The 12,431-nt window shown below is 42.0% G+C and carries 13 protein-coding genes; 8 read left to right on the top strand and 5 right to left on the bottom strand.

Annotated elements, in window-relative coordinates:
* The first annotated feature begins 126 nt into the window (after positions 1-126).
* From rlmH to CDG62_RS13885, 3 genes are all read left to right on the top strand, one after another.
* Positions 127-609, top strand: coding sequence for a 23S rRNA (pseudouridine(1915)-N(3))-methyltransferase RlmH (rlmH, locus tag CDG62_RS13875; RefSeq protein WP_004980899.1), 483 nt, complete (start codon positions 127-129; stop codon positions 607-609).
* A 108-nt stretch (positions 610-717) separates the two neighbouring features.
* Positions 718-1,494: a dioxygenase gene (locus tag CDG62_RS13880; RefSeq protein WP_087527238.1), complete on the top strand. Its 777-nt coding sequence runs from the start codon at positions 718-720 to the stop codon at positions 1,492-1,494.
* Positions 1,495-1,635: 141 nt separating this feature from the next.
* A complete protein-coding gene (locus CDG62_RS13885; RefSeq protein ID WP_087527237.1) occupies positions 1,636-2,418 on the top strand; it encodes an META and DUF4377 domain-containing protein in 783 nt (260 codons plus the stop codon).
* 73 nt (positions 2,419-2,491) lie between these two features.
* Here the strand turns inward: CDG62_RS13885 and gdhA are convergent, their stop codons facing one another.
* Positions 2,492-3,835 (bottom strand): NADP-specific glutamate dehydrogenase, encoded by a 1,344-nt coding sequence (gene gdhA / locus CDG62_RS13890; protein ID WP_087527236.1) that lies wholly within the window; start codon positions 3,833-3,835, stop codon positions 2,492-2,494.
* A gap of 347 nt (positions 3,836-4,182) precedes the next feature.
* On the opposite strand from gdhA, the gene CDG62_RS13895 reads away from it, so the two are divergent.
* The gene (locus CDG62_RS13895) at positions 4,183-4,977 is read left to right on the top strand and encodes an RnfABCDGE type electron transport complex subunit B (protein WP_087527235.1); all 795 of its coding nucleotides are present in this window, start codon (positions 4,183-4,185) and stop codon (positions 4,975-4,977) included.
* Between the two features lie 3 nt (positions 4,978-4,980).
* Positions 4,981-5,691, top strand: coding sequence for an endonuclease III (gene nth / locus CDG62_RS13900; RefSeq protein WP_087527234.1), 711 nt, complete (start codon positions 4,981-4,983; stop codon positions 5,689-5,691).
* 18 nt (positions 5,692-5,709) lie between these two features.
* On the opposite strand, the gene CDG62_RS13905 is transcribed toward nth, so the two are convergent.
* The 4 genes from CDG62_RS13905 to CDG62_RS13920 form a co-directional block, all read right to left on the bottom strand.
* Positions 5,710-5,901 (bottom strand): hypothetical protein, encoded by a 192-nt coding sequence (locus CDG62_RS13905; protein ID WP_087527233.1) that lies wholly within the window; start codon positions 5,899-5,901, stop codon positions 5,710-5,712.
* An 82-nt stretch (positions 5,902-5,983) separates the two neighbouring features.
* Positions 5,984-6,643, bottom strand: coding sequence for an adenylate kinase (adk, locus tag CDG62_RS13910; protein ID WP_087527232.1), 660 nt, complete (start codon positions 6,641-6,643; stop codon positions 5,984-5,986).
* Between the two features lie 77 nt (positions 6,644-6,720).
* Positions 6,721-8,037, bottom strand: a complete 1,317-nt coding sequence (locus tag CDG62_RS13915) for a hypothetical protein (RefSeq protein ID WP_087527231.1) — start codon at positions 8,035-8,037, stop codon at positions 6,721-6,723.
* 63 nt (positions 8,038-8,100) lie between these two features.
* Positions 8,101-8,619, bottom strand: coding sequence for a hypothetical protein (locus CDG62_RS13920; RefSeq protein WP_087527230.1), 519 nt, complete (start codon positions 8,617-8,619; stop codon positions 8,101-8,103).
* Between the two features lie 241 nt (positions 8,620-8,860).
* On the opposite strand from CDG62_RS13920, the gene mrdA reads away from it, so the two are divergent.
* The 3 genes from mrdA to CDG62_RS13935 all read left to right on the top strand — a co-directional run bounded on the left by mrdA (position 8,861) and on the right by CDG62_RS13935 (position 12,423).
* A complete protein-coding gene (gene mrdA, locus CDG62_RS13925; RefSeq protein ID WP_087527265.1) occupies positions 8,861-10,906 on the top strand; it encodes a penicillin-binding protein 2 in 2,046 nt (681 codons plus the stop codon).
* 2 nt (positions 10,907-10,908) lie between these two features.
* The gene (gene rsmD, locus CDG62_RS13930) at positions 10,909-11,475 is read left to right on the top strand and encodes a 16S rRNA (guanine(966)-N(2))-methyltransferase RsmD (RefSeq protein ID WP_087527229.1); all 567 of its coding nucleotides are present in this window, start codon (positions 10,909-10,911) and stop codon (positions 11,473-11,475) included.
* Between the two features lie 219 nt (positions 11,476-11,694).
* Complete coding sequence (locus CDG62_RS13935; RefSeq protein ID WP_087527228.1) at positions 11,695-12,423, top strand: sulfite exporter TauE/SafE family protein; 729 nt, start codon at positions 11,695-11,697, stop codon at positions 12,421-12,423.
* The last annotated feature ends 8 nt before the right edge of the window (positions 12,424-12,431 follow it).

Below are 12,431 nucleotides of genomic sequence, written 5' to 3' on the forward strand. Positions count from 1 at the left end.
CTTATTCCTCTCATCTGTTGAATTAAGCAACATTGGCTCAGTGAATTCAATTGCATTTTGTTTCGTCTCACTGCAAAGCCTGACTTTCACCGTTATAATGAATCACCTCCTTATACATGCCCCATTATGAAAATCCGTATTCTGACCATTGGTCAAAAAATGCCAGCGTGGGTGCTCACTGGTTTTGAAGATTATTTCAAACGTATTCAACCTTTTGTTCAAACGCAGATTATTGAACTACCCATGGCAAAGCGCGGTAAAAATGATTCAGAAGCAGATATTTTGAAATACCGTCAAATTGAAGGTGATAGCATTTTAAATGCGATGAAAGGCAACGAAGTGCTGATTGCTTTAGAAGTCGGTGGTCGTGAGTTTAGCACCGAAAAACTGGCAGAAACTATGAAAGGATGGATGCTTGAGGGCAATGATATTGTATTGGCTATTGGTGGGCCTGACGGTCACTCTGAAGCAGTACGTAAAGCAGCTGCTTGGCATTGGTCTTTATCCAAACTGACCTTACCTCACCCGATGGTTCGCGTGATGCTGATTGAACAACTCTACCGTGCGATGAGTATTAACCATAATCACCCTTATCATCGTGCAGGTTAAGCTCAAGTATTGTTCTTTTTTTGGAACAATACGTTGATATTTCCCCCATTACACAGATGATGAGAATCTGACAAAATTCTTTTCATCTTCCCTTATTAGGCCTTCATAATGAACTTACAAACGCTACCCGGCTTATTCATTTCTCATGGCTCTCCCATGCTTGCGTTGAATCCAGAGCAAGTTGGGCCTGCGTTACATCGTTTAGGCTTAAACTTACCTACACCAAAAGCAATTGTGATTATGTCCGCCCACTGGGAAAGTAACTCACTTGAAGTAAGTACTGGAGTCCGTCCTGAGACATGGCATGACTTTCGAGGCTTTCCTGCTGAGCTTTATGACATTCGCTACCCCGCACCCGGTCAGCCTGTTTTAGCTGAAGAAATTCTACATTTATTGGCAGAAGCAGGTTTTTCAGCTCATGCAAACAGTACCCGTCCGCGTGATCATGGCGTTTGGATGCCTTTACTCCATATGTATCCAGATGCAGACATCCCTGTGGTGGAAATCTCACTCCCGATGAATCTGTCGGCAGAGGAGATTTATAAAATTGGACAAACGCTTGCACCACTACGCGAACAGCAGGTCTTGCTCATTGGCTCAGGGAGTATTACCCATAACTTAGCCGAGTTGTCGTGGCATGGTCAGTCACAAGCGGTACCTGAGTGGGCTTCAACGTTTCGTAATCATGTCGTCGCGAAACTCAGCCATCAGGACTTTGACGCGGTTTTAGACTGGGAATCGATCCCTTTTGTCCGCCGTAACCACCCAACGTTGGAACACTTTGCCCCAATATTCTTTACGATGGGCACAGGTCATCGTTTTAATATTGTACATAGTAGTTTTACTATGGGTGCACTAGGCATGGACATTTACCGTTTCGATTAATGTATGAAAATTATTTATATATTAACAAAAAAATATTTATGGATACATTTTGAAACCCAAAAGAACTGAATGTATCCATTCTTTTAAAAACAACATCGGATATCATGTATCTTGTTATTTTAAATCAAGAACTTGTAACCCATGAAATTAAAATATTTAGCGATTGCCCTTTTTCCACTCGCGCTGGCTGCTTGCCAATCATCTGATATTCAAAAAGTAGGAGATTTGGCTGTGTCTGTACTACAACAACAAAATGCAGATCAAACACTCACAAACTACCATTGGAGCGCGAACACCGCAGATGCGCCTAAACCTTTGGTTTTAAACTTTGACAAACAAGCTGGTCGCTTAGGCATTGCAACCAGTTGTAACGGTATGGGTACCAGTTGGAAAGTTGAGAATAATCAAATCGTGACGGGTAACCTGATGGCGACTCAAATGGCATGTGAACCAAAAGCTATGGCTCAAGAAAGTGTCGCAGCAGATTTATTTGACAACCGTAAGGCACCTTTTGTTTTAAACCTAAATGATCCTGATGCACCAACACTGACCGTGGTATCGGCAAAAGGTGAAAAAATTGTATTCACAGGTAAGCAAACGGCTGAAGCGAAATATCAAAGCCAAGGTGAAACTGTTTTCTTAGAAATTTCACCAGAAACCAAAACATGTTCTGCAGGTGTTGCTCGTGTGGAATGCTTACAAGTTCGTGAAATTAAGTATGCTGAAAATGGCGTAAAAACACAGGTCGATAAAGACTGGACGTTATTCTATAACCACATTGATGGTTTCACCCACAATCCGAAAGAACGTCAAATCGTGCGTGTGAAGCGTTATGAAATTCAAAACCCTGCGGCTGACCAATCAAAATATGCTTATGTTCAAGACATGATTATTGAACGCGAAGCGGTAAAAGGCTCATTGTAATCGTTCAATGATCTGTAAAAACCGAGGCTATCGCCTCGGTTTTTTATAGGGATTTTTCTAAGTATATGTAAACTTAGAATACGCCTTGAGCTAGCATTGCATCTGCAACTTTTACAAAGCCTGCAATGTTAGCACCATTGACATAGTTCACAGTACCGTCTGCTTGTGTACCGTATTTCACACAGTTACGGTGAATTTCTTTCATGATCGCATGTAAACGCTCATCGACTTCTTCAAAAGTCCAACCCAAACGCAAAGCATTTTGTGACATTTCTAAGCCAGAGGTCGCAACACCACCCGCGTTGGATGCTTTACCTGGTGCGTATAAAATTTTCGCTTCAACGAATTTTTCAACTGCATCTAAAGTAGAAGGCATGTTTGCCCCTTCAGCGACACAAATCACTCCATTTGCAAGGAGTACTTCAGCATCCGTCTGATCTAATTCATTTTGAGTTGCGCATGGCAATGCGATATCACATGGAATAGACCATGGACGCTGCCCTTCTAAGTATTCAAAGCCATGCTTAGATGCAAATTCAGAAATACGACCACGCTTCACATTTTTCAGCTCCATCACTTCAGCAAGTAAAGCATCGGTGAAGCCTGCTTTTACATATACCGTACCCGCAGAGTCAGACAATGAAACGACTTTTGCGCCCAAATACATTGCTTTTTCAGCAGCATATTGTGCTACGTTACCAGAACCAGAAATCGTGACTGTTTTGCCTTGGAAGCAGTCGCCACGTGTTTTTAGCATTTCTTCAGCAAAATACACTGTACCGTAACCCGTTGCTTCAGGACGCGCCAAAGAACCACCAAAGGTCAAACCTTTACCCGTAAACACAGATGAAGTGTCATTACTTAGCTTCTTCATCATGCCAGCCATATAACCCACTTCACGGCCACCCACACCAATATCACCCGCAGGGATATCCGTATTTGAACCTAGGTGACGGTATAGCTCAATCATTAGCGCTTGGCAAAAACGCATGATTTCACCTTCAGACTTCCCCTTAGGATCAAAGTCTGAACCGCCTTTACCACCACCCATTGGCAGTGTTGTTAACGCATTTTTAAAAGTTTGTTCAAAGCCTAAAAATTTGAGGATCGAGAGATTTACCGATGGGTGAAAACGCATACCACCTTTAAATGGACCAATAGCTGAGTTGTATTGAACACGGAAAGCACGGTTTACATGGGTTTGACCTTGATCATCCACCCATGAAACGCGGAATTGAATCGCACGCTCTGGCTCAACCAAACGCTCTAGCAAACCATGGTCTGCATAACGAGGATTTTTTTCAATGAACGGCCAAAGGCTGGTCATGACTTCCTCTACCGCTTGTAGAAACTCGGGTTGATGTTCATCACGTGTTTTCACGTAATCTAAAAACTCATTAAGGCTGTTATATTTCAACGCTTAATCCTCAGCAGAAAATGGATCAAAATTGGTCAACTTTTATAAACAATGTTAAATTTTGGCGCAAACAATTAAATATCTTTTACCGACAATTCACAACACATTTCTATAAAAAAACATATTTATCATTTATATAACAATTATTTATATAAAACATACCTCGAAACCCCATATAAAAAAACACCAATGAAAACACGGATTTAAAATCATTTTGTGCTCGAAAAAGATGCATCTAATGATCTATTTTGGAACACAGGATTATTCAAAAAAAACATGGTAAAATTCAGTGATCTACCTATTTCTCCTAATATCTCTGCAAATTCAGTTGCAGGATTGGTTTACGCATGAATTCGCACATTTCCCTGATCCAAACTATCGATGCTCTCCTTCCCCAAACCCAATGTGGACTCTGCGGACATCGTGATGGATGTCTGCCTTATGCCCAAGCCATCAACGAAGGTGAGGCAGCCAATAAGTGTGTACCTGGTGGGCAGCCTGTAGCTAATGCATTGGCTCAGTTACTAAACCGACCAGAATTAGTTGCAGAGAAAAGTGTTTGGCCTCTGCAAGCCGATGGTCGTCCACAGAGAATGAAAGCAATCATTCGTGAAGATGAATGCATTGGTTGTACCAAATGTATTAGTGCCTGTCCTGTAGATGCCATTATTGGCTCGGGTAAACTCATGCACAGCATTTTGACTGACCTGTGTACAGGCTGTGAACTGTGTATTCCCCCTTGTCCTGTTGACTGTATTGACCTTATTCCAGATGTAAACGGCATACCGACGGAAATCTTGCGTAAAGCTGAACAAGATGATTTAAGACAACGCTATTACGCACACATTCAGCGTGAGGAAAAACAGCGTCTACACCGTAAAGGTCCAGTGGTTCGTGCGGAAATTGATACGGCGTTATTTGCCAAGTTTTCAGCACAGAACGATGCTGTACCTGATATTCAGATCATTGAAAAAGAACCAGAAATGGCAGCAAAACCAGATGCAAAATCCACCATTGAGCTGGCGAAATTACGTGTACAAATTAAAAAACTAGAAAAGCAACTCAGCGTGCGTGAAGATGTAAAAAAACGTCTATTGTTAGATGACTTAACCCAACAGCTTAATCAGTTACAGGAAGCTTAGAGCATGCTAACCACAAGCGGAAAACCTGTAAAAAACATGACCAAAAAGCAAATCCAAATCTTTTTTGAACGTTTACGAGCACAACGCCCAAACCCAAAAACTGAATTGAATTATTCAAGTCCTTTTGAGCTGTTAGTAGCCGTAACCTTATCTGCTCAAGCAACGGATGTGAGCGTCAACAAAGCCACTGATAAACTCTTTCCAATTGCCAATACACCTGAAACGATTTATGCCTTGGGGGTAGATGGTTTAAAAGCCTATATTAAAACTATAGGTTTATATAATTCAAAGGCTGAGAATATTATCAAAGCCTGTAAAATTCTGATTGAAAAACATAACAGCATCGTGCCAAACAACCGCGCCGATTTAGAGGCCTTGCCCGGTGTAGGACGAAAAACAGCCAATGTGGTGTTAAATACTGCTTTTGGACAACCAACAATGGCGGTCGATACACATATTTTTCGTTTAGGCAATCGTACGGGCTTAGCGGTCGGCAAAAATGTGCTTGAAGTCGAACATCGTTTGGTAAAAGTCATTCCGAAAGAATTTATTGTCGACTCGCATCATTGGCTCATTTTACATGGTCGATACTGCTGTATCGCACGCAAACCGAAATGTCATGAGTGTATTGTTTCAGATGTGTGTAACTGGCCAGATCGTTTTGAATTTGGTGCAGCACGTATTGCCACAACGATGATAGAAACTGAACACTAAAGTTCAGTTTTTTTATTTTTAATTCGATTTATCTTTTAAATCTTGCTGCAATTTCGGATGCAACTGACGTTCTGGTTGCTTCTTCGACATTTTTTCTTGTTTACTGACATCGCGTAGCATTTTTACGCTGATATAAAACAGACCCACTAATACCGCCGCAGCAACAATAATTAAAACAATGATTCCAACTTGTGCCACACGCGACTCCATTTTAAGAGGATCAAGAAAAAGAGCCCTAATATGACTTAGAGCTCTTTCAATGTCAAAACATTGCCATGTTTAAAACATGCAATTATTTGTCTTGATCAAGAATCGCGAACAAATCTGCTTGTACTTCGTCAATTGGACGTAAGCCATTCAGCTTGTCATAGGTTGGTGCATTTTCACCAGACGCTGCGCGACCTTGGTAGAAACCAACCAACTGTTCAGTTTCAGTGTGATATGAACCTAAACGCTTACGAATCGTTGCTTCTTGGTCATCCGGACGTTGTACCAGATCTTCACCAGTTTCGTCGTCTTTACCTTCCACTTTAGGTGGGTTGTAAACGATGTGATAAACACGACCCGATGCAGGGTGCTGGCGACGACCAGAAAGACGTTGTACGATTTCTTCGTCAGGAACATCTATTTCAATCACGTGATCAATATTGATGCCTTCATTTTCAAGCGCTTCGGCTTGAGGAATTGTACGAGGGAAACCATCAAAGATACAGCCATTTACACAATCAGGCTGTGCAATACGTTCTTTCACTAAACCAATGATCAGTTCATCAGATACAAGACCACCATTGTCCATCACGCTTTTAGCTTGTAGACCGAGTTCAGTTCCTTCACGAATTGCAGCACGGAGCATATCACCGGTTGAAATTTGTGGGACATTGTAGCGCTTACAGATCAACTGAGCTTGTGTACCTTTACCTGCTCCAGGTGGTCCGAGTAAGATAATGCGCATAAAAAAACATCCTCATTTAAACAATATATTTGACGCTTTATACATGCCGACAAATTCGACATGTTTTTAGCATCTAATTATAAGAAAGCTACAAACAAATGTATTGTACCCGCAATGAAGCCAGTTACCCCACCCAATAAAATCAAAATCCATTCGTCTTCCTGAAATGCAGGACGTAATAAGTTTTGAAATTCTTTCGGCGTTAGCTCCCGAATACGATCTCTAAACATTTGATAGATTTTCTGTGCACGGCTCGCATTGAACGCTGGGTCGCATACAGGCACCATCGTAATTTCAATTGAACGATCAATCAAGTCCGTCTTGAGCTTTGCGTATTCACGTGGCCCCAAAGACAGCTGCAAAGATGTTCTCACCAATGGTGTTTCCATGATTTCATTAATATGGCGCTTGACAATACGACGGGTCTTGTCCTTTTTATTGCCATACATCATTTCAGTCATGATAGATTTTAACGTAATCAGGTCTTCTGTGACTACACTCGCAAACACATCAGACACTTCTTCTTGGCGCTTCATGAACGCGCCTTGTACATTATAAGTCCCAATGCGCGGAATCACAGGTTTAATCCATGGAAACTTACGATCTTTTGTTAATTCAGTCAGTTGCAGATATCGAACATAGTGTGGCTCAATTGGGTTAAACACCATCCAAATGGCAATCCAGTTGGTTAAGAAGCCCCATACTGCCGCCCAAAATGGCACGGTCCAATGCCATGGCACCACAAACCAAACAATCATTTGGAAGATACCAAAGAACATCCCGATGAGTGCACTGATATGCCAAATAAAGTTGATTTCTTTCTGACCCACTTTCAAGAACATACGCACCATCAGTCTGCGGTCACCTTCCATTTGGCTGACCACCATATCGCGCATATCCACAAGTGACTCGACGTTCATGGTCAGTTCGGTCACTAATTCTCTGAGCACAGCTGGAAGCTGTTTGTGTGCCTGCGCATAAATTCGACGCTTAATCGAATAAGGTAAGTTTTCCCAAAGTACTGCATTGCGGTCAATCATGACTTCATCAATCAAGTGCTCAAGTTCAAAACCGACTTGTTCACCAATGATTCGCGCCATATCCTCAGGATCCATAGCATCTAAAAATTCACGCAAAGAACCGAGTTTGGATAAGGTGTTATCGGTAATGATGCCTGAGATACGCCCCGCTTTTCTGGGCACAATACCCTGCCAACCCACAGGCAAGGGACCTATATGGAAGCCCCAAAAGTTAATCGGATAAAAGACCATTTTCAGGGCCATCCAAACATGCGCCCAAGTCACAAAAGCAGTCACAGGAATAATGCTGAGTACAGCCCAAAAATCGGGTCGATTCAAAAAGGTTTGCCACAACTGATTGACGTACTCAAGCATGCATAACTTCCATATTTAATTTTATTAACTGAATTATATAGCGTTTTAAAAAAGATATTGTGTCTACAAACCGAAACTTAGAGTATAGGAAAATTGTAGTCTCGGTTCTGTTTCTGCAACCACATAGCCCGATTTTGCTTCGAGTTTTTCCCCCGCACCAATCCCCACGCTGAAAGTGCTGATTCGCTCAGGACTAAGTAACACATAAGCAAGATCTACACCACCACCGAGGCGAGATTCGTACTCGCCATCTACTTTCTTGCTATCAATATGCCCTGCATAAACACCGAGATAATAACCATTTTTATCTTTACCAGTAAAATGAACTGGAAATCTAAAACCCATTTGACCACCTATAGGGTAATCATCATTGATAAATACCCCAGCTTTTGCATATGCAATGCCATAAGGATTCACCCATTCCAGATTGGTGTGCAGTAATTTCTGCGTTACACCAGCTCCCACATTCCACGTTTGAGCACTGCCAGCAGGAATTTTCGCATCTGGCAAAAAGGAATTATCTTGAGCGTAGGCTACGTTTGCACAGGCAACAAGTGCCAACACTGGATAAATTCTTGTCATTATTGTCACCATTATCCGTAATGTTATTTTAGTAATTGGTCCCTTTTTACAGGATTTTGACTGTAGCAGAATTTATAAAACACTTATATACAGCTATTTATATTTTTCATGTCTATAAAGTCAAAATTTAGGCAAAAATGAAAAGCAGATGCAGCGATAACAAATATCAAAACAGTGTGACATGCGTTAGAATAGCGCGCAGGTATTTTCCTCTTTATCCATGTGTTTAAGTCGATTTGGTATGAAACAGCACTTTCCTTTAAAAAATGTCCAACAAGAAAAGCGCATTTTTCGAAATCGTACCTTTATATCCATGGGTATTGTGGTCTTTTTCTTGCTGATTTTAGTCACTCGCTATGCCTATTTGCAGCTGGTTCAATTTGATGAGTTTTCAACTGCATCCGATCAAAACCGTATCCGCCTACAACCTTTAGCCCCTGCACGTGGTTATATTTATGACCGCAACGGTGTGCTGTTGGCGGACAACTATCCCGTCTTTACCGCGACGATGAGTCGAGCGGATGTGACGGATATTGATGCCACAATTAAACGTTTAACGCCAATCTTAGAACTCACCTCTGACGATATTGAGCGCTTTAACAGTCGTATTAAAACCTCACGTAAAACAGAACGCGTTTCCATTAAACTTAATCTTAATGAAAACGATATTGCTCGCTTTAGCGAAGTTAAATATCAATTCCCTGGGGTTAATATCGAAACCCAGATGACGCGCTACTATCCACATGGCGAGCTGTTTGCCCATGTGATTGGTTATGTGGGTCGAATTAACGATAAAGAATTAAAAAGCATCAATAAAGATTTGTATGCGGGCACCAACCTGATTGGTAAGATTGGGGTAGAAAAGTCCTATGAAGATTTGTTGCATGGTGTACCAGGAAATGAGTCTGTAGAAGCCGATGCACATGGTAACGTGCTGCGCCATTTAGGCCGTAAAGAACCCATTCGTGGTAATGACTTATATCTTTCACTCGATTATGGCTTGCAAACGGTTGCCTCAGAGCAGCTTGCAGGTCGTCGTGGTGCAATCGTGGCGATGGATCCACGCACAGGTGAAATCCTTGCCTTGGTCTCAAGCCCAAGTTTTAACCCTAACCTGTTTGTCACAGGCATTAGTCATACAGACTACAGTGGATTACGTGATAACCTCGATCAACCGCTATATAATCGTGCTGTGCAAGGGGCTTACCCCCCCGGCTCAACCATTAAACCAATGTTTGGTTTAGGTGGCATTCATTATGGCTTAATTGATTGGGGCACAGCCATCTCCGATCATGGCTATTTCACACTTCCGGGCGATTCGCATAAATTTCGTGACTGGAAAAAATCAGGACACGGCGTAGTCAACTTGCATAAATCGCAAGTGGTCTCTTGCGATACTTTCTTCTATATTCTGTCGTTCCGTATGGGCATTGAAAAGATGAACATATGGATGCGCCAGTTTGGTTTTGGTGAAAAAACGGGTGTAGATTTACCAAGTGAAAGTACAGGTCTTTACCCAAATCCTGAATGGAAAATGCGTACCCGTGATGCCAAGTGGCTCAAAGGGGAAACCATTTCAGTAAGTATTGGACAAGGTGCTTTTACCGCAACACCGCTCCAATTGGCCATGGCGACCGCTATTACGGCGAATCATGGTTCACATGTGATTCCGCATGTTTTACAAACCAGTAAAGGTGCGAAACCACATAAAGACTTAAATGCACCTGTCGGCAGAATTCAATTCAACGGCACTGATCAAGACTGGATACAAATGCGTGATGCCATGGTCGATGTCATTGAAACAGGGACTGGACGTGGCATTCGCACGCCAATGTATAAAATTGCAGGTAAAACTGGTACAGCACAGGTCAAAAGTATTGCCCAAGGTAAACGCTACAATGAAGCCTTGCTGACTGAACGTCAGTTGGACCATGGTTTATTCGTGGGCTTTGCACCTGCGGAAAACCCTGAAATTGCAATTGCAGTGGTGTGGGAAAATGGGCGTCATGGTGGTTCTGCCGCACAGCTGGCTCGTCCGATCTTAGACTACTGGCTGCTCACTCGTCATAAAAACCCAATTCGTCCACAAAACCATCAAATTAGTGGTGGCTTGATGACTGCGGGGATTAAACCGGGTGAATTACCAAGTGGTAGCACTCCAACAGCGAACACCACTGGGACAAGTGCAACAGCAACGACAAGCACCCCAAATACAGCACCTGCATCAACAACGGTAAATCCAAGCCGTTCAGCAGCACCACCTCCTGAACCTGTAGAGTCAGACTAACTATGAAAAACCAACTCCGCATCATTGGAGGGGACTGGAAACGTCGCCAACTGCCTTTTGCCAGTATTGAAGGTTTACGCCCTACGCCTGATCGTGTACGTGAGACTTTGTTTAATTGGCTCATGTGGGATGTACAAAATACCAATGTTTTGGACATTTGTGCAGGTTCGGGTGCATTGGCATTTGAAGCCTTATCACGTGGTGCTTCAAAAGTAGTGATGATTGAACCTGACCGCAGTCAAGCACAGTTTTTAACACAAAATTTGGAACTACTTAAAGTACCTAAGTCTCGTGCTCAATTAAAAGTAGCTACTGCACAGCAAACATTACCCACCTTAAAAGAACAGTTTGATTTGGTCTTTTTAGACCCCCCGTATAGCCTAGAGCTATGGGAACAATTAGCTCAGTTGGCTGACCCGCTAATTCAAAATCATGGCTATATTTATGTAGAAGCAGATCGAGATTTAAATCTATTAAAACTTCCAGCCTCGTGGGTACAGGTGAAGAATACCAAAGCAGGAACTGTGCGCGCAGGCTTATATCAAAAGAAAGTGGTGGTCTTCCCATAATTGCGGCTTTACGCTCTTTTGATTTACGCCATCACAAACCACATTTAGGCTGAATGAAGTCGTCTTAAGATATATTAATGTAGTTCTGATCTACGCTATGTATGATGAGAAATATACATATTCAAAATCAAGCTAAAGTTTCAGTCATTCTTCACCTCTATAAACTATGTAGAGTGGTCGAAAAACCGTACACTTGCTAAAATTTTAAATATATCGCATATGACTTGGTTGATCTTTATCTTAGGTGCAATGGTGGCGGGTTTTGTTCAGGGCTTAACGGGTTTTGCCTTAATTGCCATGTCATTTTGGGTATGGGTTTTAGCACCACAGCTCGCAGCGCCATTAGTTGTTTTTGCTTCAGTCTGGAGTCACCTGATTTCCTTAAAGTCAGAATCTACCTTTCAACTTGATAAAAATCTCGTTGCACCTTATATCCTTGCAGGTCTGATTGGCGTTCCATTCGGAACCTATCTTTTAGATATTATTCAAGCGGATATGTTTAAGCTAATGCTTGGTATATTTTTAGTGCTTTGGTGTCCATTGATGCTACTTAATCCTCAAATTCGCCTCATTCAAACCTCTGGAAAATATGCCGACAGCTGTATTGGTTTTATTGGTGGCATACTCGGTGGTTTAGGCGGGTTTTGTGGCTCACTTCCTTCTGCTTGGGTCATGCTAAAAAATCTACCTAAAGAGCAACAGCGCTCAATTTTAAGACATTTTAATTTTGCGATCCAAGTATTCACACTATTTAGCTACCTACTTCGTGGAAATTTAAACCTGCAACATTTACCCTATATGGGCATCTTAGTTTTAAGTGTGAGCCTACCGGCCATGCTCGGTGCGCAATTGTTTTATAAAATTTCTGAACGGCAGTTCAAACATACAGTACTGGGCTTATTGTTTAGTTCAGGGTGTTTCCTCTGCATTAGTTATAGCTTTCTTTAGCACCATAA

The organism is Acinetobacter sp. WCHA55 (assembly GCF_002165305.2).
Taxonomy (GTDB): Bacteria; Pseudomonadota; Gammaproteobacteria; order Pseudomonadales; family Moraxellaceae; genus Acinetobacter.

Coding starts and splice junctions, on each gene's coding strand:
- CDG62_RS13935 (WP_087527228.1), top strand. CDS start 11,695: ATGACTTGGTTGATCTTTATCTTAGGTGCAATGGTGGCGGGTTTTGTT.
- adk (WP_087527232.1), bottom strand. CDS start 6,643: ATGCGCATTATCTTACTCGGACCACCTGGAGCAGGTAAAGGTACACAA.
- rsmD (WP_087527229.1), top strand. CDS start 10,909: ATGAAAAACCAACTCCGCATCATTGGAGGGGACTGGAAACGTCGCCAA.
- CDG62_RS13920 (WP_087527230.1), bottom strand. CDS start 8,619: ATGACAAGAATTTATCCAGTGTTGGCACTTGTTGCCTGTGCAAACGTA.
- CDG62_RS13880 (WP_087527238.1), top strand. CDS start 718: ATGAACTTACAAACGCTACCCGGCTTATTCATTTCTCATGGCTCTCCC.
- nth (WP_087527234.1), top strand. CDS start 4,981: ATGCTAACCACAAGCGGAAAACCTGTAAAAAACATGACCAAAAAGCAA.
- mrdA (WP_087527265.1), top strand. CDS start 8,861: ATGAAACAGCACTTTCCTTTAAAAAATGTCCAACAAGAAAAGCGCATT.
- CDG62_RS13895 (WP_087527235.1), top strand. CDS start 4,183: ATGAATTCGCACATTTCCCTGATCCAAACTATCGATGCTCTCCTTCCC.
- CDG62_RS13905 (WP_087527233.1), bottom strand. CDS start 5,901: ATGGAGTCGCGTGTGGCACAAGTTGGAATCATTGTTTTAATTATTGTT.
- rlmH (WP_004980899.1), top strand. CDS start 127: ATGAAAATCCGTATTCTGACCATTGGTCAAAAAATGCCAGCGTGGGTG.
- CDG62_RS13885 (WP_087527237.1), top strand. CDS start 1,636: ATGAAATTAAAATATTTAGCGATTGCCCTTTTTCCACTCGCGCTGGCT.
- CDG62_RS13915 (WP_087527231.1), bottom strand. CDS start 8,037: ATGCTTGAGTACGTCAATCAGTTGTGGCAAACCTTTTTGAATCGACCC.